The organism is Pusillimonas sp. DMV24BSW_D (genome assembly GCF_011388195.1).
Taxonomy (GTDB): domain Bacteria; phylum Pseudomonadota; class Gammaproteobacteria; order Burkholderiales; family Burkholderiaceae_B; genus Neopusillimonas; species Neopusillimonas aestuarii.
This window is the reverse complement of the sequence record NZ_CP049990.1, coordinates 1,821,315-1,848,188: the sequence shown is the minus strand read 5'-3', so window position 1 is coordinate 1,848,188 and position 26,874 is coordinate 1,821,315. Positions and strand designations below refer to the sequence as shown.

The window sequence follows — 26,874 nt, the reverse complement described above, 5'->3', positions numbered from 1 at the left end:
GCCCCAGTGGAGTTAAACATTGCCTGAAAAACTGAATACGTTGGAATAACGCGGCTTCCAGCTAAATTCAGGCCCCAATTTTCGACCAGTGGTCGAGTACTGCATTCACGGTTTCTTCAATGGTTAAATTTGAAGAATCAATGGTGATGGCATCGGGTGCAGGTACCAGCGGCGCATTGCTGCGGGTACGGTCACGCTCATCGCGCGCCTGCAGATCCTCCATCAAACTCGAAAGGTTAGCAGAAAAACCCTTTTCCTTCAACTGCTTACAGCGTCTTTCAGCGCGCGCCGCAACATCGGCCACTAAAAATATTTTTAAAGGGGCATCTGGGAACACAACCGTACCCATATCCCGGCCATCGGCCACCAGCCCAGGCAGCCGCCTGAATGCGCGCTGGCGCTCCAATAGTGCCTGTCGGACCATACCGAAAGCGGCAATGCGCGAAGCAAATACACCAACAGGTTCCTCACGAATCGCCGCCGTTACATCCCGGCCGTCCAGCCAGATCGCGCCATGATGAAACTGCACATCCAGACCGGCGGCAATTCGTGCCGCCTCGGCTTCATTGCTATCGACCACCCCATTTTGCATGCAGGCCAGCGCAGTCAGACGATACAACGCACCACTATCAAGCACCGCCCAACCCAAGTGCTGTGCCACACGCTGTGCCACTGTGCCCTTGCCGGATGCGGTGGGCCCATCAATCGCAATGACCGGAACATCTTGCGTATTAATCGTCATTTCACCAGTTTGCTATAGATGTTGAAATAATCAGGAAAGGTTTTGCTAACGCATGCGGGCTCAAGAATGGTTACCGGTACCGGTCCAAACGCCGCCAACGAAAAACACATAGCCATCCGATGGTCGTCGTAGGTTTCAATCTCGGCCGCCCGCCAACTGCCGGGCGTTGCCGGAGGGGTGACCCTTAACCAATCAGACCCCGACTCAACTTGCGCGCCCAGTTTCGCCAATTCAGTATGCATCGCGTGGATTCGATCGGTCTCTTTTACGCGCCAGCTTCCGATATTGCGCAACCGGCAAGGGCCGTCAGCGTACAGAGCCAAAGCAGCAGCCGTCATCGCCGCGTCGGGAATAAGGTTGAAATCTTTATCGAAGGCACGTAACCGCCCCCCCTTGGCCACGCACGGCCCTGAAACAGAAACCGAATGCGCTCCCCAACTCACCTGCGCGCCCATTTCCTCCAACGTTTGCGCAAAGGCAATGTCTCCCTGAATACTGTCTGCACCCACGCCATGCACGGTAACCGGGCCGCCCCCAATGGCACCCAACGCCATAAAGTACGAAGCTGAAGAGGCGTCGCCTTCGACCATGATCTCGCCCGGCGAAACATAGTGAGCATCAGCCGGCACCGTAAAGCGGGACCAACCTTCACGTTTAACCTGCACGCCGAAATGTGCCATTAAATTAAGCGTGATCAAAATATAGGGTTTCGAAATCAGGTCACCCTCGACCTCAATAACAAGGGGTTGCCCCATTCGGGCTGTAGCCAGCGGCGCCGCCATGAGCAAAGCCGTAAGAAACTGGCTGGAAACCGACCCCTTAACGCGCGTGAACGGATTCACGGTTGTTTGCGCGGGTGAAATTTTCAATGGCGGATAGCCCGTCTGGGCCTCATATTGAATGCCGGCTCCCAGTTGTTGCAAAGCATCGACAAGGTCGCCAATCGGTCGTTCATGCATGCGCGGCACACCCGACAACCGGAAGTTCCCACCCATCAGGGCCAGTGCCGCAGTAAGCGGCCGAAACGCCGTACCGGCATTTCCAAGAAACAAATCCGCTTGCTGGTTTTTAAAAACCGCCTGGCCTGTTACCCACACTTCGGTATCAGACTCCCGCTGAAGCGTCAGGCCCAACGCTTCCAACGCCGCCAGCATGACCCGAGTGTCGTCCGAATCCAATAACCCCCGAATCCGCGTTTGCCCCTGCGCCAGTGCGGCCAGTAACAACACGCGATTGGAAATGCTTTTGGATCCCGGCAGCGTCATTTGTCCGGACGCTTCAGTGGAGGGCGGCAACACCAGACGACCCAACGTCTCTCTGACACCGGAAGAACTCATGACAAACCGCTCCTGCTACCCCAAAAACGCCGCGCCAAAGCGGCGCGTTCAAGCATGTCGTAAAGCTTTTGCGCATCTTCTTCGCGCAAGGCCGATTCGGCCGCATCAAGCGTGACACGAAAATCGTTGAGTTCACGCAACACCGCTTCACGATTGGCCATAAAAATATCGCGCCACATTTCGGCCGACCCAGCCGCCACACGAGTAAAATCCCGGAAACCGGTTCCGGCCAAACCAAGACGCAAATCAGCGTCGGCGCAAGCCGCGACCTGCTCCATAAAAACAGAAGCCAGAAAGTGGGGCAAGTGGCTCACCGACGCCAAAGCGCGATCGTGACTTTCCGGATCCATTAGTACAACCCGTGCCCCCACGGCCTCCCATAACTGAGTTAGCTGCTGACGCATCACCGCTGAGTTTTCAGGCAAAGGCGTAAGTACAACATGCCTACCTTCATATAGGCCTGCTTCGGCAGACTCGGGGCCGGTCTTTTCAGCGCCCGCAATGGGGTGACCCGGCACGAACTGCCCAACGCGCGCTCCCAAGGCTTCGTATGCCGCTTTCACAACGTCGGCCTTAGTACTGCCTGCGTCGGTTAACAGCGTGGTTTCTTTCAAATGAGGCGCCAACCCGCGAAACAAGGCCGGCATGGAGCCCACCGGCGAAGCCAGCAAAATAACGTCGGCCTGGCCGGCCGCCTCTTCAAGCGATACCGCCTCGTCGATAAGTCCCAGGCGCTTGGCCTGCGCCAACGGCCCTGGCCGCCGCCCTACACCCAGCACGCGCTTAACCCGCCCTGCTTTGCGTAACGCCGCCGCAAATGAACCACCAATCAGGCCCACGCCCACAATGGCCAAAACATCAATCGACGGGAAAGGCGGAGAGTTGTCCATGCAATTCGCCCCGTTATTGCACGGGGTAAGAACCCAGCACCTTGAAAAAAGCGGCGCGTTTCTTCAAATCAACCAGCGTTGCCTTAACGGCAGGGTCGCTTTGATGCCCCAAAACATCGACATAGAAATAATATTCCCACTGACCGGTGCGGGCCGGTCGCGACTCCAGCCGCGACATCGACACGCCGTTGCGGGCAATGGGCTCCAACATGTCATAAACTGCACCGGCGCGGTTCGGTACTGCCAAAATAAGGCTTGTTTTGTCGTGACCGGACGGGGCGACGTCGTCGGCACCCACCACCAGAAAACGGGTGCGATTATGCGGGTCATCTTGAATACCCGGCGCCACAACTTTCAAATTCCAGGCATCGGCCGCAGCCACCCCTGCAATCGCAGCCACGCCGGCGTCCTCAGCCGCCACCCGCGCCGCTTCGGCATTACTGGACGCCGCATCGCGACTCAGTTGCGGATAGTGTCGGCCCAGCCAAGCCTGACATTGCGCCAATGCCTGCGGATGCGCCATTACCGTGGTAATGCCGTCCATCGTCCCCGATTGCGTCATCAGGCAATGCTGAATGCTGAGTGAGCGCTCACCCATGACCTTCAGAGACGAATTTAATAACAAATCCAATGTCCGGCTGACAGCGCCCTCTGTGGAGTTCTCCACAGGTACCATGCCAATATCCGCCTGACCCGACTCAACCGCGCGAAACACTTCATCGAAATTCGCGCACGGCATTTTTTGAACGGAATGACCAAACTGTTCTAAGGCGGCCTGCTCTGAAAACGAGCCCTGCGGACCCAGATAGGCCACAATCAACGTGCGCTCCAGACCACGGCAGACAGAAATAATTTCACGCCATACCGACTCAATGCCTTCTTCCGTGAACGGGCCTTGGTTCAGTGATTGCAAATGGCGAATCAAGCTGGCCTCACGCTCGGGTTTCAGTACCGGACCGGCGGCATCAAAAGCCTCTTTTACTTCACCAACTTGCTGTGCCGTGCGGGCACGCCGATTCAACAAAGACAAAATTTCCTTATCAATCGCGTCAATTGCTTCACGCAACGGCGTCAAACTGGCCTGCAAATCTTTATCCATGGCAAACTTTTCTTATCCGTGGCGACGTTCAAACTCTTGCATGAAATTCACCAGCGCCTGCACGCCCTCAAGCGGCATGGCATTGTAGATGGATGCGCGCATCCCGCCTACACTTTTGTGCCCTTTCAACTGAAACAAACCCGCCTGCTCTGATTCAGCCAGAAACGTTGTGTTCAATGCTTCGTTGGCCAGAAAAAACGGTACATTCATGCGAGAACGCACGCTGGGATGAACCCGATTTTCATAAAAGCCGGAGGCGTCGATATAGCTGTACAGCGCCTTGGCCTTTTGAATATTGGCCTGCTCGATGGCGGCGACCCCACCGTGTTGCTTGAGCCACTTGAATACCAGGCCCATGACGTAAATTGCGTAAGTGGGCGGCGTATTGAACATGGAGTCCGAGGCCGCCACATTCGCGTAGTCGAAAGCCGAGGGGCAGTGCGGTAAAGCGTGACCGATTAAGTCTTTGCGAATCATAACCAGCGTGACTCCGGCCGGGCCAGCGTTCTTTTGGGCACCGGCATACACCAAACCAACATTGGAAAAATCAATGGGTCGCGACAGTATGTGTGATGACGCATCCACTACCAACGGCACCCCTTTCGCACCCAAAGCATTCAGATCTGGCCAATTAACGAACTCCACGCCGCCAATCGTTTCATTGCTGCACAGGTGCACATAGGCGGCATCGTCGCGCAACTGCCATTGCGCCGGCTCGGGAAACCAGGTGAAAGCTGCCTGGGAAAGACCATTGATCACGGAAGCGCATCCGCTACTGCCTGCCACGGCAATATCGCCGTAGCGCCGGGCCTCTTTGCAGGACTTTTCCGACCAGATTCCCGATAACACGTAATCGGCCTTGCCCAAACCCTGACGACCTATCAGGTTCAATGGAATAATGGCATTTTCAGCGGTGGCACCGCCCTGCATAAACAAAATTTCAAAATCATCAGGAACAGACAACAGCTCACGCAGATCGTCGTGGGCCTCATTGATGATTTGAAGAAAATGTTTGCCGCGGTGACTCATCTCCATAACCGACAAGCCACTGCCATGCCAGTCGGTCATTTCCTGCGCGGCCTGCTCCAGCACCGGCAATGGCAGCGCTGAAGGGCCGGCGGAAAAATTCCAGGGGCGCATTAGCGATCCTCCGAATCCGAGTCGTTTGAATCATCGGCGGGCGAATCGTTCCCGCTTTGATCGCCGGTATCTGTCGCATCGTTGCTATCCGCAGCGCTTGCGCCTTCGAGATCATCATTTTCAACGTCGTCTAAAAGCTCGACATCGTCGACATCACTTTCCACAATACGACGCACGCCCGACAAATAGCTGTTTTCATCGACGTTGATTAACGTGACACCCTGCGTGGCGCGACCCATTTCACGAATTTCAGATACACGTGTGCGAATTAACACGCCCGAATTTGTAATGAGCATGATTTCGTCACTGGCGTGCACCAACACGGCGCTGACCATTTTGCCGTTACGCGCGCTGGCCTGAATAGCAATCATGCCCTTCGTGCCACGACCATGGCGGGTATATTCTGTAATAGGCGTACGTTTGCCATAGCCGTTTTCGGTGGCGGTAAGCACGCTGAGCGATTCGTCGTTCGACACCAGCATGGAAATAACGGTTTGCCCGTCTTCCAGCATCATGCCTCGTACACCACGCGCGGTGCGGCCCATGGGACGGACGTCGTTTTCATCGAAGCGCACTGCCTTGCCCGCATCGGAGAACAACATAATATCGTGCTTGCCATCGGTAAGCTCGGCACCGATAAGGTAATCGCCCTCGTCGAGCCCAACCGCAATAATGCCGGCTTTGCGCGGGTTGGAGAAATCAGACAACGGTGTTTTCTTAACCGTACCGCGTGACGTTGCCATGAAGACAAAGTGATCTTCGCTGAACTCTTTTACAGACAGCACTACGGTAATTTTCTCGCCGTCCATGAGCGGGAACATATTCACAATCGGTCGACCACGCGAGTTGCGCGACCCTTGCGGCACCTCCCACACCTTCAGCCAATACACGCGGCCGTGATCGGAGAAGCACAAGAGATAATCATGCGTGTTGGCGATGAAGAGTTGATCGACAAAATCGTTCTCTTTCATGGTGGTGGCCTGCTTGCCACGACCGCCCCGTTTCTGCGCCCGGTATTCAGACAACGGCTGGCTCTTGATATAACCCGATTGCGATAACGTCACCACCATATCCATGGGAGTGATCAGGTCTTCAGTATCGAGTTCGGTTGCGTTGTGCTCAATTTCCGAAAGACGAATGTCTTTTGTGCCGGTGGAGAACTCATTCTTAATGGCAGCGAGTTCGTCGGCAATAATGTTGGTAATACGCTCAGGACGCGCAAGGATATCGAGCAAATCAGTGATCGTATCCATGATGTCTTTATACTCATTAACGATCTTGTCTTGCTCGAGGCCGGTAAGGCGCTGCAGGCGCATATTCAGGATTTCCTGCGCCTGTGTATCGCTTAAACGATACATGCCGTCGTCTTGCAAACCGAAGCCTTCGGGCAACGATTCAGGCCGGTACGCTACCCGACCGCCTGGTGTCTCACCCGCATCGGCGCGCTGAAGCATTTCGCGCACCAGCGAGGAGTCCCACGAACGCGACATGAGTTCCTGACGCGCCACCGGCGGCGTTGGCGCAGCCTTGATAATGGCGATGAAGTCGTCGATATTGGCTAGCGCCACCGCCAAACCTTCCAGCACATGGCCGCGCTCGCGCGCCTTGCGCAGCTGATAAACAGTGCGACGCGTAACGACTTCCCGACGATGCGACAGGAAGTACTCAACAATTTGCTTCAGGTTCAACAAGCGCGGCTGGCCGTCGACCAGCGCCACAAAGTTCATACCGAAGGTGTCTTGCAACTGCGTGTGCTTGTACAGATTATTCAGCACCACTTCCGGCACTTCGCCGCGCTTAAGCTCGATAACAAGACGCATCCCGTCTTTGTCGGACTCGTCGCGAATATCGGAAATGCCTTCGATTTTCTTTTCGTTGACCAGTTCCGCAATGCGTTCCTGCAACGTTTTCTTGTTCACCTGATACGGAATGGCATCAACAATAATCGCCTGCCGATTTCCCTTTTCAAGGTCTTCAAAATGCGTTTTGGCACGCATAATGACGCGGCCGCGCCCCGTGCGATAACCTTCCCGTACACCGGAAACACCGTAGATAATGCCGCCAGTAGGAAAGTCGGGTGCAGGAATAAGCTCGATAAGCTCATCAACCGTACACTCGGGATTACGCAAGCAATACAGACAGCCGTCGACCACTTCCGACAAATTGTGTGGCGGAATATTGGTGGCCATACCGACTGCGATACCGGCACTGCCGTTCACCAGCAGATTGGGCAAACGCGAAGGCAACAGCAACGGCTCCTGCTCACTGCCGTCGTAGTTGGGGCCGAAATCCACCGTTTCCTGATCTATATCAGCCAATAATTCATGCGCGATCTTGGCCAAGCGGATTTCCGTGTAACGCATGGCGGCGGCGCTGTCACCATCGACCGAGCCAAAATTGCCCTGGCCGTCGACAAGCGGATAACGCAGCGAGAAGTTCTGTGCCATGCGAACAATGGTGTCGTACACGGCGGAATCACCATGAGGGTGATATTTACCGATGACGTCACCCACAATACGCGCAGACTTCTTGTACGCGCGGTTCCAGTCGTTGTTAAGCTCATGCATGGCGAACAGCACACGACGATGAACCGGCTTCAAGCCGTCGCGAACATCCGGCAGCGCACGCCCCACAATTACGCTCATCGCGTAATCAAGATAGCTGCGGCGCATCTCCTCTTCCAGCGAAATAGGAAGCGTCTCCTTGGCGAAGGAATCCATATAGTTTCAGTTCTTGAAGAAAATTAGGTTGGCTGACCCACTTTGGGCGAATGGCAAATTCTAGCACCTTCCAATCTTACCTTTGCCGTTGCCTAAAACCAACAATATCGGGAAACTTAAGGTAGAATTACGCACAACTGGACACGTCATGCCCATATAGGGGTAACGAACAACACGAAAATGCCGTAAGATTCGGCCTAACAAAGCATGAAAATCCAGTGCAATTCTTTGAACCAAACCATTGCATTGCTATACTGGTTACGTTTTTTATATGCGGCGGAGGTTCGCTGCGGTCACTTACCAGCATTAAGCTCAAACGAGGAGAAACATGAATAAACCCTCCAAATTCGCACTAGCCCTTGCTATTGCCGCCTTTTCGGCTTCCGGTGCAGTTTCTGCGCAAACCATCGACAACTGGCAGAATTCTTCTGGTGGCCCCGTTATGAACGGCACCAACGAATTGTGCTGGCGCGATAGCTTCTGGACACCCGCTACAGGCCTGCCCGGCTGTGACGGTGTACCCGTTGCTCAGCAAGAACCTGTTCAAGCACCTCAAGCAACGAAAGTTGTTCTGAACGCCGACACCTTCTTCGACTTCGACAAATCCACGTTGAAGCCTGCTGGTCGTCAAGTTCTGGATCAAGTTGCTGCTCAGGCACAAGGCTTGAATCTTGAAACCGTTATCGCTGTTGGTCACACCGACTCCATCGGTACCGAACAGTACAACATGGGCTTGTCCCAGCGTCGTGCCAACACGGTTAAAGAGTACCTGGTTAGCAAAGGTATTCCTGCCAACCGTATCTACGCTGAAGGCAAAGGTGAGTCCGATCCTATCGCCAGCAACGCTACTCGCGAAGGTCGTGCACAAAACCGCCGTGTAGAGATCGAAATTGTAGGTACCCGCAAGTAATTTGCGCGTATAACGCTACAATTAAGGGGTGCCCTCGGGCACCCCTTTTCGTTTTTTGGGCCGTAACATGACACAAACCTCTGCTTCCAATAATGCGTCCTCATCCAGCGCCACAACAAATAATGTCGACCCGGCCGAGCTGGAAAAATTCAGCGCACTGGCATCGCGCTGGTGGGATCCCGAAAGTGAATTCAAGCCGCTTCATGCCATTAACCCCCTGCGCCTGAACTGGATACGCGAAACGGTAGGTTCACTCGACGGCAAAAACATTGTCGACGTAGGCTGCGGTGGCGGTATTCTGGCGGAAAGTATGGCCACCAGCGGGGGAAACGTTACGGGCATCGACCTGGCAAAGAAATCGTTAACGGTTGCCAAGCTGCATAGTTTGGAATCGGGCGTAAAAGTGAATTACGAAGAGATCAGCGCCGAAGACTTCGCTAACCAACATGCCGGCCAGTTCGATGTCGTCACATGTATGGAAATGCTGGAACACGTCCCCGATCCGGCTGCTATTGTGCAGGCATGCGGGCAAATGCTGAAACCGGGTGGTTGGGCGTTTTTTTCCACCTTGAACCGCAATCCCAAATCATTTCTGTTCGCCATTGTGGGTGCCGAATACGTTTTACGTTTGTTGCCTCGCGGCACGCACAGCTACGAAAACTTCGTCAAACCTAGCGAGCTGGCCCAGGCAGCGCGCCTGGGCGGCCTGGAAGTAGAAAAAATGGCGGGCATGGAATACAACCCAATAACCGATATTTACAAGTTATCGCGCGACACCTCGGTGAACTACCTCATGGCAACACGTAAAGTCCTGTAATGCAAAAACTGATTCTGTTCGATTTCGACGGCACACTGGCCGACACAGCACCCGACCTGGCCGCCGCGGCCAACACCATGCGTGTGCAAAAAGGGCTTGAACCGCTACCCTACGAAGTCTTGCGCCCGATGGCGTCGCAAGGCGCGCGCGGTTTATTGAAAGCCGGCTTAGATTTAACCCCGGATCACCCCGAGTATGAAGAACATCGTATACGTTTTCTAAGCGAATACGAAAAACAAATGACCTCGCTCACACGACTTTTCCCTGGTGTCGGTGAGCTTCTGGCAACGTTGAAAGCGGAAGGGTTTCAGTGGGGCATCGTCACCAACAAAGTTGAATACCTGGCGGTTCCCATTGTGCGGCATCTGCAACTTGAGGCCGAGTGCGCGGTAACGGTGGGCGGCGATACGGCTGGGCACGCCAAGCCCCACCCTGCTCCCTTGTTGTACGCAGCGGAAAAAACCGGATTCCAGCCGGAAGACTGCATTTATGTGGGCGACGATGAACGCGATATTGTCGCGGGCAAGGCTGCAGGCATGCCCACTATTGCGGCGGCTTATGGCTATTGCCAGGTAAATGATATTCCGCGCTGGAACGCCGATGCGGTAGTGGATTCAGCGCACGACATTTGGCCTGCCGTACAGGCGTTGTTGCAACGAGTGGCGTAATTGTGGCGGCAGTAGGAACTATTTGCGAAGATGCCCCTCTAACCCTTTGTTATACGTTACAATCGTTGTTCCACTAAGGGGTCGATCTGGCTTCGACGTGGGTCGCGAAACAGCGTAGGGCATGCCGAGCACCAGTTCGCTCGTAAATCCACTGGAAAAAATATAAACGCCAACGACGAGCGTTTCGCTCTGGCCGCTTAAGCGGTGAGCCGCTGCACTAGTTTGTCTTTGGGCTAGGTAGGGAAACCTACAGCAGCGTCATATACAAGGAATCGGCATTAGCTGGGTTACGAAGTTAATGCTTAAATCTTAGTGACTCGCCAAGGAAGGGCCCGTCAGCCGGCATGATCCGAGGTTAAAATTTTAAAATGGGTTGACTAAGCATGTAGAACTGCCTGCAGAGGTCCCGCGGACGGGGGTTCAATTCCCCCCGACTCCACCAGACGCAAAAGGGCGTGAGTGATTTTTCATTCACGCCCTTTTTTTGTTCTGGGGATTGGGTTTGGGTTCTTAACGCGGCCGTGGTGCTGCGGTTTATACCGGCGGGCATCGCACGGCTCTTCGGGCTGCCCGCTGCACTCAGGCCGCGCGGGGCGGAGGCGGAACTCGCGGAATCGACCTGCCCCCGGCAGGTCGAAAACGCTCCGCTCGAACACCCGCCTCCTTGCCTCCCCGCACACCCTGGTTTCGCGGCGTGCTCAAAGCCCGACGGTATAAACCGCAGCACCACGACCTAGACGCCGGACTACAGAATAGACCACGACTTTCTGAAGCGCGCCGGCGACAGTAAAGCTGCTCAACGCTGCCTCACCCAGCCGGTCAAGGGCCTAGGTGGCGAGTTACCTATCAATATGATCGCCTCGTCGGACCAAACCAATGCTGTTCTAGACCTTATCGGTGGGTTGGAACATGGCGTACTTGTTTGAGTAATGAGCTCGGCTAGTGAATCCCAGCCTCGCATGTAGCAAGAACACATCCAGCATAAGATGAAGTTCGTAGTCGTCCAGTTTTTGGCCTGCTTGGAGTTTGTTGGAAATTCCGTCTATTAGCTCATCGCCCGTGCTCCCGTCACCAACGATATCGAGCGCCAGCTCCAAATGCTTTCCTGTGAGCGCCTCTTCTCTCTTGAGCCGGCGTTTGATGTGCCCAAACCTCGCACTGATGCTTTTCGTTGCATTGACCATAGCTATCCTCCTTCCATATAAGCTATATGGAAAGCATAGGGAGAGATCGCGCCGCGCTCAATGGACCTGGTGTCACCTGGCACACTTACAGTCAAGGGAAATATTTTTTGTATCAGCAAGGATGCTCTTGGGTATCTGCAGAGCCGACCTATACTTGTTAACCAGTATTAAGCTGGTGGACCGGTTTCGGTCAATTTCGCTACAACGCAATTCAAAGACGATGACTCCAATAAACTACTCAATCAGTCCTGAGCTAAAGCAATCCTGTGAAGACTACGATCAGTACATCCAGGCAATCCTTCAACCGGCAATGCGTCAGTTGCAACGCGGTATTAATGCGGAGAAGGTTGAGTTGCATCAGATCTTTGGAGCCAACCTATTTATCGCGCATGTGGTCGACTACATCCAGGCGATCCGACGTGCAGACGGAATCAAGGAAACCAGAGTCAATTTGGTGAAGAAGTTTGATCAAGTGTTTAGTGTGCCTGGAGCGCGGATAGGCAACAGAAAAATTGAATTAATCGATGCCGTCAACAATGCGCTAAAGCACATTCGACTTGACCCTACGCGGTATAAGGAACTCGAACAGCACTATGGTCCGATCTCCTTCCAGAGCTTGGTTCAGGAGGGCGAACGGAACCGGCCAGACTTTTATAGATTGTTTTTTGACTCAGAAAAATATTATTGTTCGTAGTTTACCGGTGAAAGGTTGGCGGCATAACCATACCGCCGAATCGGGTTGTAGAACATATCTCCAGCTTATTGCTAGGTATTTCAGAAGTGAAGACCAACGGGGCAGTATCAACGATTGAACAGATCAATAAAGCGGTCAAGTATATAAATTAACCGTTTGAATATAAGTATATTTTCCAGCAAACTCATCAATTCGAATTCCTGCCCGAAACCACTAATAAAATCTTATGCTTATACCCGACAAGCATAAGAGTTCACAGAGATGAGAATATTCCATTACGATGACACCGATTATTTCCTTACAGGCTACGAGGAAATCAGCGACGATGCATCCATTCCTCACGCAGCCACCGACATCCCACCCCCGGAGGTTAACGAGTGGCCAATAGATGAAGTGCCCGTATACGACAAGGATAATAAGCGCTGGGCGTTCAGAAAAAACGATTTCTGGGAAGTCTCCGTAACAGAGAAGTGCTTTTATTCCGGACGAGACTCAGATGATCCTGTCTATTTGGTTGGTGATCGGGGCCGCACATCTTACCAATCACAATTAATGCACATCGCAAATAGCCTGCCTGGAGTCAACCTCCCGAGAGTTGGGCGCCTGCCAAATTTCATTTCTACGCTCCAAACGATCGACCATATTGATGCAACAATCGAACAATTAGAAAAATCGTTCTCGGACCTTCACAGCGGTAAGATGACCATGATCGTGGGACCTAAGGCCAACCACTATCATATGTTGGTAGAAGGTCTAATTGGAACAATTAGGTGTTTTCTTGATGACTTAGCCACCGTGCTCTTCTTATCCGCCTTTGAAGCATATAAGCCATGGAGATTTCCCATCATGGTAGACGGCTTTTCTACCCTATTTGATGAAGACAAGGCAATAAGAAAGATCAAGAAAACGCTTGCTGCGCCTTCAGGAACCCTGGAGGATATCGAACAAATTTTCAAGAGCTTACGCTCGACCGTTTTCGGAAACAATACGCGTTTCCTAAGTACCGTTCAAAGCATGAATAATTGCTACAAACACTCCGTGACCGCAAGTATCGGAAGAAAGCTATTTGGTAGAGACTACCCAACCGTTGAGGTTGTTGGCATACCCGGAATTCATGGAAGCATGAGTCACTTGACCTACCATAACAGCAGCCTTCGACAGATTATCTTGGGCCTAAAAGACTATATAAGGGACCTGACTGCGCGCGCCTCCGTGAGCCAGGGGAAACGCGCTGACTTCGACTATGTATGCATCTGTGGTGGGCACCGTGTACACACATATAACTGGGTACTAAACGGTCCCCTTATGCCAACTTGACAACGGGCAGGCTGTCCAACATGAAGACAAAAAATAAATCGTCCTATTTTTGGGCCCAGATTTCTCTGGCTTCACGTATAAACAGGACATGAATACTGCATGTTTTCCTAAAATCGCAATGAAAAGTCAAAAACCGCCTTGATTTTCCCAATGTTGAGCGGTTGCTTCCTTAATCCTCATCACCGTAACCTTCAACTGCAACGCCAAGTCGATACACTCCTCGGATCCCTTCTCGCGGATATTTCTATCAGGTATTGAAGTCGGTGCACCATTCTCTTCTACTGCAACATACAGGGCATGCTGCTTAATCTTATCAAGCCGAGCCTTCTTTTTTCTTGCTGAAACTCATCCTATATTGATTGTCGTGATGACTCGAAGGGTGTCAAGGGCGCTAACAGCGAGCAAGGTTAGGGCCGCTGCACGAGGCTGACGACTAACAAAGAGATGCTTTAATCCCAACGCATGCGAGGATTTGCTCCCCTAGGGGGAAAAAGAATATCGGAAGTCACATATTTTAACTTGCGGCGAGGTTATATTTAACGACACAAACGTTTCAGGGGCTTTTTGCTGTCTGAAACACAAGCAGCCACCTATCATTAAGCGATTCGAACCAAACCAGAGACTTCATTCACAACAATCTGAACATGTCCTCTACTTGCGGCACAAACGTCATGAAGACCAGCATTAGGAACAGCAGCAGGACAAAGGGTAGGCATCCCTTGAAAACGCGCATGACAGGCACTTTGCTGATGGCGCTGATCGCAAACAGATTCAGCCCGATCGGAGGTGTAATCACCGCAATTTCCATATTCAGAATCAGCAGCATGCCAAAAAAAACAGGGTCAATATCAAACCCCATAATCATCGGCATGAGAATAGGCATCGTAATCAAAATAACGGAAATGACTTCCAGCGCCATGCCAATCAGGAAGAACAGCAACATGACCCCAACGAGGAACTCGGTACTGCTTAAGTTCATCGCCATGATGCCGTCAAATAAAACATGGGGTATGCGCTCGCTTGTAATGGCATAGCCAAATAACTGGGCCCCCGCCAGAATCATCATGATGATGCTGGACATTTTGGCGGAACTGGTGAGGATCGGAAGCAGCCCTTTAACGGAAACGCCGTAACACAATGCCAGAAATATGGCATATACAGAGCTAATTGCAGCAGCCTCCATGGGCGTAAAGTAACCGGAATAAATCCCGCCCAGAACAATCACGGGAGACATCAGCACACCAAATGCCGATTTAAAAGCCGCGAGCCGTTCGCGCGAACTTGCCTTTGGCTGAGGCGGCACGCCGGAAGCCCGGCTATATCCATACGCAACAACCGTTAAAAGCGCGGTCAGAATAATGCCCACGATCGCGCCCGCGGTAAACAACCTGGCAATTGACGTTTCAGTCACGATGCCATAAATCACCAGCGGCACCGACGGGGGCAACAAGATGCCCAGTCCACCCGCACTGGCAATAAGGCCAACCGAGAACGTCCGGTCGTATCCACGTTTGACCATTTCCGGAATCAGAATCGTGCCTACCGCGGCAGCAGTGGCAACCGAACTGCCACTGATCGACGAAAACATGACGGTCGCAAAAACCGCCACCACGGGCAAGCCACCGCGTGTATGGCGTATCAGGACGTCAATGAAATGAATCAATCGGTTGGTGGCACCCGTGCGGCTCATCACCTCGGCTGCCAGAATAAAAAAGGGAATAGCCAGCAAGCTGGGTGTGCTCAACGCGCTAAACAGTTGCGAGGCCAGTGTCGCAGGCATGGCGTCTTGCACAAGCAAATACACAAGACCACACAAGCCTAATGCGAACGCAATCGGCATTCCACTTGCCAGGCCAACAGCAAATGTCGTCAAAAATGAAAACATGGGTCAGTTCCTACCACAGTCATGTTGCTGAAGATTCGGCCTGCTCTGATTGCGGATCAGCGGCACCTGTCAAGAGAGAAACAAATCGCTGAATCAACCGCAGCGACAAAAGCGCGCCACCCAAAGGCAAAATGACCTGAGGTATCCACATTGGCATGCGCAGCATCGTCATGGACACTTCACCCAGCATATGGCTTTCCATGACCAGCTCCCAACCCGAGTAGGTCAGATACAAGGCAAAGAAAAGGGACAAGAGTGTGCCGATCATGTCCAGAATCCGACCGGCCGTTTTAGGGAGCACGGTGAAAATCACATCGATTCGCACATGCTGGTTGGACTTGACTGCCAGCGCAGCGGTAAAAAGAATGCTCCAGATAATGGCATAGGCGGCAATTTCATCACCGCCTATGATTGAAAACCCAAAGACTGACCGCAGGAATATTTGCAGAACAATAATAAATACCGACAGCGTCAGGAACAGCCCGCCAATGAATATTTCAAGACGATCCCACGCACGACCGACCGTGCTTAGCATATTACGCATGGTGGGCTTGCCTCCTGTCTTGTCGTCTTACTGACCCGCAGCGCTTTGAATCTCGGCAATGAGCTTGCGTACCGGCTCACTTTGACTTTCATAAACGTTTTTGTATTTATCCCGCCATTGCGCCAGTACTTCGCCATCAACTTCTTGGATCACAACGCCATTATCCACCAGGGTTTTCTCGGCAGCAGCCGAGTTCGAGACCGAGACGTCGTGATTCCATTTTTGTGCGTCGGCCATGGCTTTCATCAACGCATTGCGATGATCTTCACTCAATTTGTCCCAGCGTGCCTGGTTAATAACAACGGCATAACCGCCATGTTGCTGCAATACACGGGTCATGCCGGTTAAAACTTCGTACCAACGTGCGGATGCGGCCAGCGTGACAGTGGTAATGGCGCCGTTCACCAACCCTTGCTGCAGGGCCAAATAAACATCGGGAGCTTGAATGGATACAGGTGATGCGCCTACAACTCTCACACCCTCTTCAAGAGGTGCCGAAGGCGTTACACGAATCTTGCGACCCTCCATATCTTCGGGCTTAACCACCGGTTCGCCACTGGTATAGATATAACCCGGACCATCATTCCACAAGCCAATACCGCGAACTTTGAATTGATCAAGATCTTTCAGCAGTGTTTGACCGATATCACCCTCGAACACCTTGATGCTGTGCTCAAAAGAATTGAACAAACCGGGCTGATTGAAAATCTCCCAACGATCATCCAAAGGCACGTAATAGGAAGTTAAAGGAGCAACAATATCAACCTGACCACGAATTGCGGCACGAATTTCATCTTTAGAAGAAACCAACTGCGCGCCCGGATAAACATCAATACGCAACGTACCGTTGCTATACTCGTCAACCTTCTCCGCAAACAATTTAATTGTTCGGGCTTTAATCGTGTTTTCTGGAAGATCATGCGGAAACTTGAGCGCAACTACTTCGCTTGCCATTGCGCCAGAGACAAGTAAGCTACCCAATGCTGCAACGAAATATCGTAAAGCTTTCATCATTGTTCCTTATAAACAGAAGGCCCTGCTCCCTGCCCTATAAACGCGATGTCCAATATGCAGGGAAGCAAACACAAAAAATGAGATCGTTATAGCGCAATAACTTGATCCATTTTCATAACATTCTATTTATAGGACAATAGGTACTACCCCTTAGTCACATTACTAGCCGGGTAACCGCGGCCGTCACATCTATCTCAATCAGTAACCCCGACACCGCCAGTCCAGTTACACCAATAATCGTTTGAGCGGGGTGTTCCTGACTACCCCACACCGATTCAATGGCCGCAGTGATCACTTCAAACTCTGTGGGGTGAAGCGTATAAATAGTCCGTCGCACCACATCGCCCCAACCGGCGCTCACTGCCTTCAACGCCACTTCTATATTGCGCATTACCGCCTGGGTTTGAGCGCCCAAATCTTCCCCACCCACAACGAAAAATCAGGCGCCAGTGCAACCTGGCCGGCAATACAGGCACCCAGGCCGGCGTTTGGGTCGGGCCCACACATGAATGTCCTGTGCCCGATTGACCTGCTGAGCTATTAAACCCTCAATCCCTAAGATAGAATCGACTGGGGACATCGGCATTACCCCCATTGAACGTGTTTCTTCGCAAAAACAAGTCTAATGAATGTCGTTATCCTTCTTTTATGATAAAAAGCCCTCTTGTGCAGTCTGCGGATCATGGCCAGCGTCAGCGGGCGCTTGCGGCTCAGGACTTCGTAGACTCGGTTGCTCTTGCCGATGATCGGCTCAAGATCTTTGTGTCAGCTGGCTGAGTCCAGGCCGCATATGAGCGCGCTGGGCGTGGATTACTACCACCGCCCCCCACGGCGCAGCCGCTCCAGTTCCATCTGGTTCAAACGCGCCGCCTCATATTCGGCATAAGCCCGCTCATCAGACTCGTAACGCCCTTCGTAAATGCAACTTCGCGGATTCCTCTGGCATTCCGGGCTTCCCACAACCGAGCCCGGCCCCATCGCGCGCTCGCCCGAGAAAGCTGGCCCACCCGATGAACACCCTGCCGCCACAGCCAGAATACAGATTGCCGCGCCATACCCGCCTAACTTATTAAGAACCATTTGATTTGCCTTTTAACGATGCCAAGGTCATTGTAAATGCGCCCGCGGCTTTCCAAACGTGAAATAATTAAACAAAAAACCCACACTTCAAAAAGGAGACAATCATGAGAAGAATAAAATGGCTTGCCGCCACCGCCCTTGCGTTAAGCACGGTCTTATGTGGCCCCGCCATGGCACAGAAGCCGCAATTCATTAACGTATTAACGGGTGGACAAAGCGGTGTGTATTACCCACTAGGCGTTGCCCTATCGCAAATTTATGCACAGGAAATCACCAACGCCAAAGCCACAGCTCAGGTAACCAAAGCATCGGCCGAGAACATGAACCTGCTACAAGCGGGGCGTGGGGAACTGGCTTTTGCATTGGCTGATACGGTCTCAGATGCATGGAATGGCTCTAAAGAAGCCGGGTTTCCCAACAAGTTGGATAAGCTGCGCGGCTTATCGGCCACTTACAACAACTACGTCCAAATCGTCGCTAACGCCGATTCGGGCATTCGTTCCTTGGCCGATCTGAAAGGCAAACGCGTTTCAGTCGGCGCGGCACGTTCGGGCACCGAATTGAATGCCCGAGCCGTCTTTAAAGCGGCCGGGCTTTCTTACGATGACCTGGGCAAGGTTGAATACCTGCCTTTCGGCGAGTCGGTTGAGCTTATGAAAAACCGTCAGCTGGATGCCACACTGCAATCCGCAGGTTTAGGGGTGGCATCCATTCGCGATTTGGCCACCGCGGTTGATATTGTGGTCGTACCGGTCCCCGCTGAAACCGTGGAAAAAATCGGGAATGCGGCTTATCAACCTTCGGTCATACCGGCCAATACCTACGAAGGCCAAACTGACGATGTGCAAACGGCAGCGATTCCCAATTTTCTGGTAACGCAGTCCGAAGTTTCCGACGACCTAGCCTACGCGATGACAAAAGCAATGTACGAGAACCTAAACAAGCTCGCCGCCGCCCACAACGCAGCCAAGGCCATTAAACCTGAAAATGCGGTGAAGGGAATGCCGGTGCCAATTCATCCGGGTGCAGAACGCTACTACCGTGAAGTGGGCATTGTGAAGTAGCGCCGGCGCCTTCGTACAGCATGAGTTCCTCTCCCCGGTCCGCTATTGCTGATATCCCGCGCAGCGTGTTCTGGGTTGCGCTGGCGTTTTCGGCGTTCCAAATCTACATGGCGGCCTTCCACCCGTTATCCAGCCTGGTCATACGGGCAATACACGTTGGGTTTGTTGTACTGCTTATTTTCATGCTGGAGCCGGTCGCCACCTCACGGGGCGGCCGTTTCTTCAGTTGGGCTTTGGGTGGCATTGCATTCGTTTTCAGTCTGTATCACTGGGTCTTTGAAAGCGACTTAACGGCGCGTGCCGGCATGCTTACGCCCACGGATACCTTAGTGGGCGTTGTGCTACTGATATTGGTTTTTGAAGCGGCCCGGCGCATGATGGGGTGGGCACTGCCTTTTATTTGCGGCCTGTTTCTTCTGTATGGCCTATTCGGTGAATACTTGCCCGGCATGCTGCAACACCGGGGCTACGGGTTCGACCAAATCATCGGAACATTAAGTTTTGGTACGGAAGGCATTTACGGCACGCCCACATACGTGTCGTCCACCTACATTTTCCTGTTCATTCTGTTTGGTGCGTTTCTTGAGCAAGCGGGCATGATTACGCTATTTACCAACTTTGCCATGGGCATGGTTGGGCATACGCGCGGCGGCCCGGCAAAAGTCTCCGTCATCAGCTCAGGCTTCATGGGCACCATTAATGGCTCCGGGGTGGCGAATGTTGTCACAACCGGGCAGTTCACTATTCCCTTAATGAAGCGCTTTGGCTATGCCCCTGCTTTTGCGGGCGGGGTCGAGGCCACCTCCAGCATGGGGGGGCAAATTATGCCGCCGGTCATGGGGGCTGTGGCGTTCATTATGGCTGAAACGCTGAACGTACCCTATATCGACATTTGCAAGGCGGCGCTTATTCCCGCACTTCTGTATTTTGTCACTATTTTCTGGACAGTCCACCTTGAGGCCGGGCGCAAAGGCCTGCATGGGTTAGACAAAAAAGACTGCCCCGATCCTTGGGCCGCGCTTAAAGAACGTTGGTATTTGCTGCTCCCCCTGCTGGGTTTGATCGCACTGTTATTTTCAGGCTATACCCCAATGTTTTCCGGCACCATTGGCCTTGCGCTTACCGTTGTCCTCATTTTCGGCGCGGCCATAGTACAAGGCATCAGCCGACAAAGTGCGCGTTATCTTTTCTGGGTACTGCTGGCCTTTGCGTGCGGGGGCTTCCTGGAGTTTGGTGTCATCACATTCTTCGTCGTAACGGCAATGCTGGTAGCGTTGTTGTTAATCGGCAGAAAAGAGACGAATGCCTTGCGCCTTGCCGTTGAAGCCCTGGTAATGGGCGCTCGTCATGCATTACCGGTTGCCATTGCCTGCGCTCTGGTCGGTGTCATTATCGGCATTATTAATTTAACTGGGGTGGCCACCACTTTAGGCGGATACATTATCAGCATCGGCCAAGGCAACTTGTTTTTAGCTTTGCTACTCACCATGCTGACTTGCCTGATTCTAGGGATGGGCATACCCACAATTCCCAATTACATTCTCACCAGCTCACTGGCCGCGCCCATTTTGCTTGAGTTGGGGGTGCCGCTCATTGTCTCGCACATGTTCGTCTTTTATTTCGGCATTATGGCCGACCTAACGCCGCCCGTGGCGTTGGCTTGCTTTGCCGCTTCGCCGATCGCCAAAGCACCTGGGCTGCAAATCAGTGTTCAGGCACTTCGTGTTGCCGTGGCTGGTTTCATCATGCCTTATATGGCCGTATATGCGCCGGCGCTTATGTTACAAGGAGACGGCGGCGCCACGGCAGTCATGTATATCGTAGTCAAAGCGTTACTGGCCATTGGGCTATGGGGAGCGGGTGCCATCGGCTATTTATTTGGCCCGCTGGGGTGGCTTAGCCGCGTTATCGCTATTTCGGCGGCCGCTTTACTGGTTGTGGCCGCCCCCATTACCGATGAGATCGGCATTACGCTTTGCGTTGGTTTTATTATCTGGCATGCGTGGCGTCACCCAGAAAAACGCATGCACCCGGAGTCGGAGTAATGTCGGGTGTTGCTGTACTTGGTGTCTGCTTTGCCCTGGCAGGTCTCCCTTCGTTACCACCCTTATTTGTGCCCGCTACGGAGTTCACACTTGCCTGGACCCACTCCATTGAAAAAGTAAGATGGGAAGAGGATTATGCCGTCGAATCATTCAATAACAAGCTAGGTGCCCGACTGGTGGCCACCCAGGCGCGTATAAAAGGATCCGCGGCGGGAATGGAACCGCCCGAAGAAGCGGTATTGCATCATGGCTGGTATGAATACAAACCAACGAAAACGTACCCTTCCACCCTACGCCTGATGCGTTCAAAATACGTGCCCGACTATCGTTGGTGCCAAAAAGAACAATGCCTGCCGCTTTCGGCGGTCATGCCCTCGGACGGCGACGTGACCCTGATTTATGCGTGTACAGAACATAACACCGCTCAAGGTGAATAAGCCCGACTCATTGCTCTGCTTGTGCCCCGGCAACTTTCAATCGTTCCTGCTCCAGCGTACGCTCCAGCAGCGCTTCGTAAATCGGCCGCCCACCCAACCATTTTGCGCAAATATGGGCACACAGGCAGGTTATCGCCAAAGGCAACAATAATTGGTACGTTCCGGTGAGCTCAGCCACCAGAATAATGCCAACCGTGGGCGCGTGTACCGACGCAGTAAACAAACCTCCCATGGCGGCAATGCCGAACGCAACCGGATCGACTCCCGCATGAGGAAACAGTATTTCAACCATGGTGCCGCAAGCCAGGCCAACGCACATTGCCAATGCCAGAATAGGCGCAAAAATACCACCCGGCACCCCGGAAGCATAACTGGCAGTCGAAGTAAAAAACCGGACAACCACCAGCAGAAGCAACATCAATAAACCCGGTGAATCGAAGTTGAAACGCTGAATCATGTGCTCTCCCCCCGTTACCGCCATGGGAAATACCATGAGCAAAGCACCCACAACCAGGCCCACACCAGCAGGGAAAGCATAGGGCAGGCGAGCATGGCAAAGTGTGGCGAGCTGAGCCGCACCCAACAAACCACGATTCAACAAAACGCCAAAGGCGCCCAATAAAACGCCTAATGGAACGAAAGCCAAAAGCAGGGGTAATGACACACCTTCGCCATGCAAGGTCATACTTAAGTCCGGCGCTACACCGCCCACCCACTCGGTCATTACAGTAGCCACAACGCAAGCGATCCCAACCGCGACATAATTCCGAAAAGAGAACGGAAACTGTCGACGCATTTCTTCTGCCACGAACACCATGGAAGCAACCGGGGCGTTGAATGCACATGCCAAGCCGGCACCTGCACCGGCTGCCAGAAGCCCCTTGCGTTCCTGTACCAAAACACGCAATTTATCGGACAATCCGGCAGCAATAGCCGCGCCAATATGAATTGTCGGGCCTTCACGCCCCAACACAAGACCGGATGAAATAGACAAAACGCCGCAGAAAAACTTAATGGGCAGAACGCGCTGCCAACGCACAACCCGTTTACCCTCCATGGCGCCCTCAATTTCCTGAACGCCACTTCCGCCTGCTTCGGGTGCGAATCGCTTAACAATGAAAACACAGAAAACGGCGACACTCATGGTGACCAGCGCACCTACGGCAATACGCGCCGCCCCTTGCAACTGGCTGCCCAACCATTGCGGCCACTGAGAAAGCCAATCAATCAGTAGATGGAAGTAGCCCCCCACCACACCAACGGCAATACCGATAACAAGAGCAATAAAGAAATAAACTGCATCGGCATATCGGCCGTCTGGATTAGACATTTTGAAAGAGCCCACAAGCTTCGAAAGAAAACGGGCTTATTCTGACTGAGTCGTATCCAGACGGCAAGCCAAATACCAGGTTATGCTCACAAACCGAGCTTTCTGGGCAACCACAAAACGATTTCCGGGAACAATGCCACCAATGCAAGGCCAATCAACTGCAGAATGACAAAAGGAATAATCCCCGCATAAATATGTTGCATGGTCACACCGGGTATCTTCGCCCCCTTCATGTAGAACAAGGCGTACCCAAACGGCGGTGTCAGATAAGAGGTTTGCAGATTAACCGCCAGCAAAATGGCAAACCACACCAAAAAGTCGCTTTGTGCAACATGACTTCCCAAATCCATTGTTTCCAGAATGGGGGTAAAAACGGGCAAAATAATCAGAATAATTTCAATCCAGTCGAAAAAGAAACCCATCACGAAAACAACAAGCAACATTAATACCAGCACACCTACAGGGCCAACGCCCAAGTTATCAAAGAACTCGGCAATAATGTCATCGCCCCCCAAAGAGCGGAAAACGTAAGAAAATGCCGTCGCGCCCAAAAAAATCATAAAGAGCATAGCGTTGGTTTTGGCGGACCGCACCAGTACATCTTTCATCACTGAAAATTTCAAATTCCGTTTCGCCGCCGCAAGCAGTATTGCACCGAAAGCTCCTACACCACCGGCCTCAGTGGGAGTTGCCCAACCAAAAAATATGGAACCCAGCACCAACACAATCAGGAAAACCGGCGGGATAAAGCTGCGGAAAATCAAAGACCATAGTTCGGCGCTGTCGGCTGGCGCCTCATCGGCATGCATGCGCGGCGCCAGCTTAGGCTTGACCATGCAAACAACAAAAATGTAAACCATGTACAAGGCCGCGAGCACCAGCCCTGGAAACAAGGCACCCATGAACAAGGAACCCACCGACACGGCCAAAAGATCAGCCAGAATGACCAGCATGATGCTGGGCGGAATCAAAATACCCAAAGTGCCGGAAGCAGCGATCGTACCGGTTGAAAGCTGCACCTGATACCCGCGTTGCAACATCACAGGCAAAGCAAGCAGCGTCATCATGATGACCGAGGCACCCACAATACCGGTCGTCGCCGCCAAAATAGTTCCCATCATGGTGACGGAAATCGCCAGCCCACCGGGCACCCGCCTTAACAACACTTGCAGGCAATGCAAAAGGTCGATGGCAATGCCGCTTCGCTCGAGCATGGTTCCCATGAAAATAAACATGGGTATAGCGACAAGAATGGGCTTTTCAGCCACGCTACCCCAGATGCGAGCGGTGATGTTGTAAAACTCGATTAACGCAAAATAATCAACATAAAAACCAATAAGGCCAAAAGTAAGCGCCGTTCCGCCAAGCACAAACGCAACGGGGTAGCCGGTAAACATCAACACGGCCAGCATGACAAACATAAACAGGGGAAGATTGCTAATAATGTCCATTTTTTATCGCCCGGATTGCAAGGTTATGTTTACAGGATTCTCGTCTTCGACCGACTCCACTTCCATGGTGGTCGTTGAGACAAGGTCCGGCCTGAACAATCGGACAATATTGCGCAACAAAATACTGATACCGCTAATTGCAAGCACCAACGTGCCTAAAGGAATGGCTGATTTGATCAGCCAGCGATAGGGCAGCCCAGTGGCGGACGACGAAATTTCGCTGACTTCCCACGAGCGCTGGGTTAGCTCTATACCGTAATAAATGACAACAAAACAAAACGGCAGCAACATCAACAGGCAACCCAGGATCTCAATAATGCAGAGCGCGCACCGCCCCAGCCTTTCACTCACAATTTCAATACGTACGTGGGTGTTGTGAACATAGCCCAAACCCAGACAAAACATGAACAAAATGGTGTGCAAGTGCCACTCAAGCTCTTGCAGTTTGGATGAACCGGTTGAAAAAAAATGACGCCCTACGACGTCGATAATAATGACCGCAACCAGCACCAAAGCCGACCAAGCAGCAATGACCCCCACCCTTTCGACGAACCGACCCAGCGCGTTCGACAACCTCAACATGCCCTGCATCTCCTGCCCCACCTTATTCTATGTTGTCCAATGCCTCAATGAAAAAGGGGGCTTCGCCCTAACGTTGCAGCGAAACCCCTTCTTCATGCCCTGTTATTGATCTTTAACAGTACTAACCTGACGCCACGGTTTATATTCTTCGCGGAACTTGGCGTAATGTTCATACGCTTCTTTGAACTCAGGGTAATTGGCAGACTCTTCAACGACCACTTCTTCCCACGCATTGCGAAATGCCTGGATAATTTCGGGCGACCACTCATGCGCCGTCACACCTTTTTCTTCAATGGCTTTCAATGCCGCCGCCTGCTTGGCTTCCCCTTCGGCAATAGCCTGCCGAACGTTATCACCACACATCATCTCAATTTGGGCCTGCTGGGTTTTGGACAGCTCGTTCCATTTATCCATGTTGATGATGAGTTCGTACAGCGTGGCAGGTTGGTGCCAGCCAGGGAAATAATAATGCTTGGCCACCTGATGGAAACCGAGCTGCAAATCAACCGCAGGCATGGCAAATTCGGCTGCGTCGATCGTACCCAGCTCAAGTGCAGGGTAAATATCACCGGCTGGAATCAACTGAGCAGACACACCCAGTTTCTCTACGACTTTGGCACCCAAGCCGAAAATGCGCATTTTCAATCCGTTTAGATCCTCGACGGAATTGATTTCCTTTCTGAACCATCCTGACGCCTCAGATACCGTACCGCCACACATAATGCCTTTGATATTGTTCTTGGCATAAATTTCTTCGTATCGTTCTTTGCCGCCACCGTAATAGAAGAATGCCAGCATCTCAGGCCACTCCGGGCCAAACGGCACAGCCGAGTATATTGCCAAGGCAGGGTGCTTGCCATAGTAATACCCGGAAATCCCCCAACAAGCATTCACTGCCCCGTTGGACACAGCATCGAAACACTCGGCCGGCGGAATAAGAGCTCCTGGTTCAAACACCTGGAACTGAATATTGTTGCCGGAAACAGCTTTAACCTTCTTTGAAATGTCGGTAATTTGCGTACCAACATGGGGTAACTTGGTTGGGAACCAACTTTGCACCTTCCACCTGACCGGTTTGTCATCGGCCATTGCTGCACCGCTACCCAGCGCCAACCCCGTTACAACGGCCAGTGTCGCCGTTCTTAGATACCAACTTACAGGCTTTCTCACAATACACCTCCTCAATGGTGAAACGACTTCTTTTTGTCTTACAACTGCCACGCATCCAACTTAACCCATAGTTTCCTAAAGTACAACAAATATTTCCTAACAAAACCATAGGGTTTTCATTTATATTTACTTAAATGAAATTATTGCCTATATAAGTTGCATTTTATGAAACATAGTCGTACGATATCTTCGAGTTCAGTCATCGCACTCAACCCCGAACACACCTGGAGATCAACACATGTCCGAAACACACTTCAAAGAACGCCTTAAAGGCAAACTGGAACCCACCATCGGCGGATCAACTTACGTTGACCCGGAAAAGCTGGAATGGCAAAAATCACAGTTCGATAAAATCTGGATGAAGGTTTTGTACCGGAACGACGATGAAGGCGAAATGACGGTTCTACTCAAATGGGAACCCGGTGCCGTCCTGCCATTTCATCGCCACCCGGAAATTGAACAAAGTTTCGTCCTTGAAGGGTCGTTCTATGATCACGACGGCATATGTCGGGCGGGCCAGTATGTTTGGCGCAAACCCGGGTCATTACATGAAACGCACTCCGACGAAGGCTGCCTGCTTCTGGCTATTTATCGCAAACCAAATGTATTTTTCAACACAGCCGGGTTCGAAAAAAAGAGTTAAATCCATCTGGCCGGAACAGCGTTGCCGGCCAAAATCCGCGCTTAATGCAGCTTGGCGAGTTAGAATAAGAAACAGCACAAACAGCTAACTCGCCACCCCTCCACAAGAGCA

General features: G+C 52.3%; 26 protein-coding genes and 1 other RNA gene. 11 read left to right on the top strand and 16 right to left on the bottom strand.

The genetic code is table 11. The features are described 5' to 3' along the window. Positions 1-67: 67 nt before the first annotated feature. From cmk to gyrA, 6 genes are read right to left on the bottom strand one after another with little or no spacing between them, the layout of a single operon-like run. Positions 68-742, bottom strand: coding sequence for a (d)CMP kinase (gene cmk / locus G9Q38_RS09010; RefSeq protein ID WP_166130125.1), 675 nt, complete (start codon positions 740-742; stop codon positions 68-70). Next, positions 739-2,079, bottom strand: coding sequence for a 3-phosphoshikimate 1-carboxyvinyltransferase (aroA, locus tag G9Q38_RS09005; RefSeq protein ID WP_166130122.1), 1,341 nt, complete (start codon positions 2,077-2,079; stop codon positions 739-741). Before aroA ends, cmk begins: the two co-directional genes overlap by 4 nt. Continuing rightward, positions 2,076-2,969: a prephenate dehydrogenase gene (locus G9Q38_RS09000; RefSeq protein WP_166130119.1), complete on the bottom strand. Its 894-nt coding sequence runs from the start codon at positions 2,967-2,969 to the stop codon at positions 2,076-2,078. The genes aroA and G9Q38_RS09000 overlap by 4 nt, the downstream gene beginning before the upstream one ends. A gap of 13 nt (positions 2,970-2,982) precedes the next feature. Further along, the gene (gene pheA / locus G9Q38_RS08995; RefSeq protein WP_166130116.1) at positions 2,983-4,068 is read right to left on the bottom strand and encodes a prephenate dehydratase; all 1,086 of its coding nucleotides are present in this window, start codon (positions 4,066-4,068) and stop codon (positions 2,983-2,985) included. A 12-nt stretch (positions 4,069-4,080) separates the two neighbouring features. Beyond that, the gene (serC, locus tag G9Q38_RS08990) at positions 4,081-5,208 is read right to left on the bottom strand and encodes a 3-phosphoserine/phosphohydroxythreonine transaminase (RefSeq protein WP_166130113.1); all 1,128 of its coding nucleotides are present in this window, start codon (positions 5,206-5,208) and stop codon (positions 4,081-4,083) included. Beyond that, a complete protein-coding gene (gene gyrA, locus G9Q38_RS08985) occupies positions 5,208-7,928 on the bottom strand; it encodes a DNA gyrase subunit A (protein WP_166130111.1) in 2,721 nt (906 codons plus the stop codon). The genes serC and gyrA overlap by 1 nt, the downstream gene beginning before the upstream one ends. 328 nt (positions 7,929-8,256) lie before the next feature. On the opposite strand from gyrA, the gene ompA reads away from it, so the two are divergent. From ompA to G9Q38_RS15385, 5 genes are all read left to right on the top strand, one after another. Then, a complete protein-coding gene (gene ompA, locus G9Q38_RS08980) occupies positions 8,257-8,838 on the top strand; it encodes an outer membrane protein OmpA (protein WP_119440768.1) in 582 nt (193 codons plus the stop codon). A gap of 67 nt (positions 8,839-8,905) precedes the next feature. Then, complete coding sequence (gene ubiG / locus G9Q38_RS08975) at positions 8,906-9,655, top strand: bifunctional 2-polyprenyl-6-hydroxyphenol methylase/3-demethylubiquinol 3-O-methyltransferase UbiG (RefSeq protein ID WP_119516919.1); 750 nt, start codon at positions 8,906-8,908, stop codon at positions 9,653-9,655. After that, positions 9,655-10,323 (top strand): phosphoglycolate phosphatase, encoded by a 669-nt coding sequence (gene gph / locus G9Q38_RS08970; RefSeq protein ID WP_166130108.1) that lies wholly within the window; start codon positions 9,655-9,657, stop codon positions 10,321-10,323. The genes ubiG and gph overlap by 1 nt, the downstream gene beginning before the upstream one ends. A gap of 77 nt (positions 10,324-10,400) precedes the next feature. Beyond that, positions 10,401-10,765: a transfer-messenger RNA gene (gene ssrA / locus G9Q38_RS08965) on the top strand. A gap of 310 nt (positions 10,766-11,075) precedes the next feature. Continuing rightward, on the top strand, positions 11,076-11,249 hold the full coding sequence (locus G9Q38_RS15385) for an antitoxin Xre/MbcA/ParS toxin-binding domain-containing protein (RefSeq protein WP_166132360.1): 174 nt from the start codon (positions 11,076-11,078) through the stop codon (positions 11,247-11,249). Here the strand turns inward: G9Q38_RS15385 and G9Q38_RS08955 are convergent. Further along, entirely contained in the window at positions 11,208-11,507 is a 300-nt protein-coding gene (locus G9Q38_RS08955; RefSeq protein WP_166130105.1) for a hypothetical protein, read from the bottom strand. The two genes, G9Q38_RS15385 and G9Q38_RS08955, sit on opposite strands and share 42 nt — an antisense overlap. A gap of 310 nt (positions 11,508-11,817) precedes the next feature. Between G9Q38_RS08955 and G9Q38_RS08950 the strand changes: the two genes are divergently transcribed. After that, the gene (locus G9Q38_RS08950; protein ID WP_166130102.1) at positions 11,818-12,201 is read left to right on the top strand and encodes a type 2 periplasmic-binding domain-containing protein; all 384 of its coding nucleotides are present in this window, start codon (positions 11,818-11,820) and stop codon (positions 12,199-12,201) included. A 261-nt stretch (positions 12,202-12,462) separates the two neighbouring features. Next, entirely contained in the window at positions 12,463-13,518 is a 1,056-nt protein-coding gene (locus G9Q38_RS08945; protein ID WP_166130099.1) for a hypothetical protein, read from the top strand. A gap of 628 nt (positions 13,519-14,146) precedes the next feature. Here G9Q38_RS08945 and G9Q38_RS08940 read toward each other — a convergent pair. The 5 genes from G9Q38_RS08940 to G9Q38_RS08920 all read right to left on the bottom strand — a co-directional run bounded on the left by G9Q38_RS08940 (position 14,147) and on the right by G9Q38_RS08920 (position 18,041). After that, a complete protein-coding gene (locus tag G9Q38_RS08940; protein WP_166130097.1) occupies positions 14,147-15,403 on the bottom strand; it encodes a TRAP transporter large permease in 1,257 nt (418 codons plus the stop codon). A gap of 19 nt (positions 15,404-15,422) precedes the next feature. Then, positions 15,423-15,947 carry a TRAP transporter small permease gene (locus tag G9Q38_RS08935; protein ID WP_166130094.1) on the bottom strand — a complete coding sequence of 175 codons (525 nt, stop codon included), beginning with the start codon at positions 15,945-15,947 and terminating at the stop codon, positions 15,423-15,425. A gap of 27 nt (positions 15,948-15,974) precedes the next feature. Continuing rightward, positions 15,975-16,961, bottom strand: a complete 987-nt coding sequence (locus G9Q38_RS08930) for a TRAP transporter substrate-binding protein (protein ID WP_166130092.1) — start codon at positions 16,959-16,961, stop codon at positions 15,975-15,977. Between the two features lie 154 nt (positions 16,962-17,115). Continuing rightward, entirely contained in the window at positions 17,116-17,376 is a 261-nt protein-coding gene (locus G9Q38_RS08925; protein ID WP_205962278.1) for a RidA family protein, read from the bottom strand. A 398-nt stretch (positions 17,377-17,774) separates the two neighbouring features. Then, positions 17,775-18,041: a hypothetical protein gene (locus G9Q38_RS08920; protein ID WP_166130089.1), complete on the bottom strand. Its 267-nt coding sequence runs from the start codon at positions 18,039-18,041 to the stop codon at positions 17,775-17,777. Between the two features lie 104 nt (positions 18,042-18,145). On the opposite strand from G9Q38_RS08920, the gene G9Q38_RS08915 reads away from it, so the two are divergent. Genes G9Q38_RS08915 through G9Q38_RS08905 form a run of 3 tightly spaced genes read left to right on the top strand, consistent with a single transcriptional unit; the run spans position 18,146 to position 21,587 of the window. After that, positions 18,146-19,105, top strand: coding sequence for a TAXI family TRAP transporter solute-binding subunit (locus tag G9Q38_RS08915; protein WP_166130086.1), 960 nt, complete (start codon positions 18,146-18,148; stop codon positions 19,103-19,105). Positions 19,106-19,125: 20 nt separating this feature from the next. Further along, entirely contained in the window at positions 19,126-21,150 is a 2,025-nt protein-coding gene (locus tag G9Q38_RS08910) for a TRAP transporter permease (RefSeq protein WP_166130084.1), read from the top strand. Beyond that, positions 21,150-21,587, top strand: a complete 438-nt coding sequence (locus tag G9Q38_RS08905; RefSeq protein ID WP_166130081.1) for a DUF1850 domain-containing protein — start codon at positions 21,150-21,152, stop codon at positions 21,585-21,587. Before G9Q38_RS08910 ends, G9Q38_RS08905 begins: the two co-directional genes overlap by 1 nt. A gap of 7 nt (positions 21,588-21,594) precedes the next feature. On the opposite strand, the gene clcA is transcribed toward G9Q38_RS08905, so the two are convergent. The 4 genes from clcA to G9Q38_RS08885 all read right to left on the bottom strand — a co-directional run bounded on the left by clcA (position 21,595) and on the right by G9Q38_RS08885 (position 26,120). Beyond that, entirely contained in the window at positions 21,595-22,917 is a 1,323-nt protein-coding gene (gene clcA / locus G9Q38_RS08900; protein ID WP_166130078.1) for a H(+)/Cl(-) exchange transporter ClcA, read from the bottom strand. An 86-nt stretch (positions 22,918-23,003) separates the two neighbouring features. After that, the gene (locus tag G9Q38_RS08895; protein ID WP_166130076.1) at positions 23,004-24,368 is read right to left on the bottom strand and encodes a TRAP transporter large permease; all 1,365 of its coding nucleotides are present in this window, start codon (positions 24,366-24,368) and stop codon (positions 23,004-23,006) included. Between the two features lie 3 nt (positions 24,369-24,371). Beyond that, positions 24,372-24,950: a TRAP transporter small permease subunit gene (locus tag G9Q38_RS08890; protein WP_228276097.1), complete on the bottom strand. Its 579-nt coding sequence runs from the start codon at positions 24,948-24,950 to the stop codon at positions 24,372-24,374. Positions 24,951-25,052: 102 nt separating this feature from the next. Then, positions 25,053-26,120 carry a TRAP transporter substrate-binding protein gene (locus G9Q38_RS08885; RefSeq protein WP_228276096.1) on the bottom strand — a complete coding sequence of 356 codons (1,068 nt, stop codon included), beginning with the start codon at positions 26,118-26,120 and terminating at the stop codon, positions 25,053-25,055. A gap of 238 nt (positions 26,121-26,358) precedes the next feature. Here G9Q38_RS08885 and G9Q38_RS08880 point away from each other — a divergent pair, with 238 nt between their 5' ends. Further along, positions 26,359-26,763: a cupin domain-containing protein gene (locus G9Q38_RS08880; protein ID WP_166130070.1), complete on the top strand. Its 405-nt coding sequence runs from the start codon at positions 26,359-26,361 to the stop codon at positions 26,761-26,763. Positions 26,764-26,874 lie beyond the last annotated feature (111 nt).

What these genes read in the sequence shown, in the direction of transcription:
- cmk (WP_166130125.1), bottom strand. Translation starts at nt 742, where the DNA reads ATGACGATTAATACGCAAGATGTTCCGGTCATTGCGATTGATGGGCCC.
- aroA (WP_166130122.1), bottom strand. Translation starts at nt 2,079, where the DNA reads ATGAGTTCTTCCGGTGTCAGAGAGACGTTGGGTCGTCTGGTGTTGCCG.
- G9Q38_RS09000 (WP_166130119.1), bottom strand. Translation starts at nt 2,969, where the DNA reads ATGGACAACTCTCCGCCTTTCCCGTCGATTGATGTTTTGGCCATTGTG.
- pheA (WP_166130116.1), bottom strand. Translation starts at nt 4,068, where the DNA reads ATGGATAAAGATTTGCAGGCCAGTTTGACGCCGTTGCGTGAAGCAATT.
- serC (WP_166130113.1), bottom strand. Translation starts at nt 5,208, where the DNA reads ATGCGCCCCTGGAATTTTTCCGCCGGCCCTTCAGCGCTGCCATTGCCG.
- gyrA (WP_166130111.1), bottom strand. Translation starts at nt 7,928, where the DNA reads ATGGATTCCTTCGCCAAGGAGACGCTTCCTATTTCGCTGGAAGAGGAG.
- ompA (WP_119440768.1), top strand. Translation starts at nt 8,257, where the DNA reads ATGAATAAACCCTCCAAATTCGCACTAGCCCTTGCTATTGCCGCCTTT.
- ubiG (WP_119516919.1), top strand. Translation starts at nt 8,906, where the DNA reads ATGACACAAACCTCTGCTTCCAATAATGCGTCCTCATCCAGCGCCACA.
- gph (WP_166130108.1), top strand. Translation starts at nt 9,655, where the DNA reads ATGCAAAAACTGATTCTGTTCGATTTCGACGGCACACTGGCCGACACA.
- G9Q38_RS08955 (WP_166130105.1), bottom strand. Translation starts at nt 11,507, where the DNA reads ATGGTCAATGCAACGAAAAGCATCAGTGCGAGGTTTGGGCACATCAAA.
- G9Q38_RS08950 (WP_166130102.1), top strand. Translation starts at nt 11,818, where the DNA reads ATGCGTCAGTTGCAACGCGGTATTAATGCGGAGAAGGTTGAGTTGCAT.
- G9Q38_RS08945 (WP_166130099.1), top strand. Translation starts at nt 12,463, where the DNA reads ATGAGAATATTCCATTACGATGACACCGATTATTTCCTTACAGGCTAC.
- G9Q38_RS08940 (WP_166130097.1), bottom strand. Translation starts at nt 15,403, where the DNA reads ATGTTTTCATTTTTGACGACATTTGCTGTTGGCCTGGCAAGTGGAATG.
- G9Q38_RS08935 (WP_166130094.1), bottom strand. Translation starts at nt 15,947, where the DNA reads ATGCGTAATATGCTAAGCACGGTCGGTCGTGCGTGGGATCGTCTTGAA.
- G9Q38_RS08930 (WP_166130092.1), bottom strand. Translation starts at nt 16,961, where the DNA reads ATGATGAAAGCTTTACGATATTTCGTTGCAGCATTGGGTAGCTTACTT.
- G9Q38_RS08920 (WP_166130089.1), bottom strand. Translation starts at nt 18,041, where the DNA reads ATGGTTCTTAATAAGTTAGGCGGGTATGGCGCGGCAATCTGTATTCTG.
- G9Q38_RS08915 (WP_166130086.1), top strand. Translation starts at nt 18,146, where the DNA reads ATGAGAAGAATAAAATGGCTTGCCGCCACCGCCCTTGCGTTAAGCACG.
- G9Q38_RS08910 (WP_166130084.1), top strand. Translation starts at nt 19,126, where the DNA reads ATGAGTTCCTCTCCCCGGTCCGCTATTGCTGATATCCCGCGCAGCGTG.
- G9Q38_RS08905 (WP_166130081.1), top strand. Translation starts at nt 21,150, where the DNA reads ATGTCGGGTGTTGCTGTACTTGGTGTCTGCTTTGCCCTGGCAGGTCTC.
- clcA (WP_166130078.1), bottom strand. Translation starts at nt 22,917, where the DNA reads ATGTCTAATCCAGACGGCCGATATGCCGATGCAGTTTATTTCTTTATT.
- G9Q38_RS08895 (WP_166130076.1), bottom strand. Translation starts at nt 24,368, where the DNA reads ATGGACATTATTAGCAATCTTCCCCTGTTTATGTTTGTCATGCTGGCC.
- G9Q38_RS08890 (WP_228276097.1), bottom strand. Translation starts at nt 24,950, where the DNA reads ATGTTGAGGTTGTCGAACGCGCTGGGTCGGTTCGTCGAAAGGGTGGGG.
- G9Q38_RS08880 (WP_166130070.1), top strand. Translation starts at nt 26,359, where the DNA reads ATGTCCGAAACACACTTCAAAGAACGCCTTAAAGGCAAACTGGAACCC.